The 323-nt window shown below is 62.5% G+C and carries 1 pseudogene; it reads right to left on the reverse strand.

Annotation, left to right across the window (positions count from 1 at the left end):
- Window positions 1–323, reverse strand: a pseudogene (locus tag EN852_RS37795) (ABC transporter); the annotation flags it as partial.

The raw sequence follows: 323 nt of genomic DNA on the forward strand, positions 1-323 counted from the left end.
TGGCGTGGTACTGCTCCGAAAAGCGGCGGAACGGCGCGAAATATTCCGGCGCGATCATCAGGATGAACAGGCTCTGCCAGAGTGCCAGGTTGGAGAAACCGGGGATCATCGCGAGCTTGAGGTGGCCGAGGCCAAGGAAGACGGCAAGGATGGCAATCGAGAGCGAGGCGAAGAAGTCGATGATGCCAGCATTGGCGAAGGCGATGCGCAGCACACCCATCGTGTTGTCCGCATAGGCTTCAAGGCGCCGGGCGAGCTTGGCCTCTTCGCCGCTCGCGGCATGGTTGGCGAGGATCGTCGGCAAGGTGCGGATGCGATCGGCG

It is taken from the genome of Mesorhizobium sp. M2E.F.Ca.ET.209.01.1.1 (assembly GCF_004010375.2).
Lineage (GTDB): Bacteria > Pseudomonadota > Alphaproteobacteria > Rhizobiales > Rhizobiaceae > Mesorhizobium.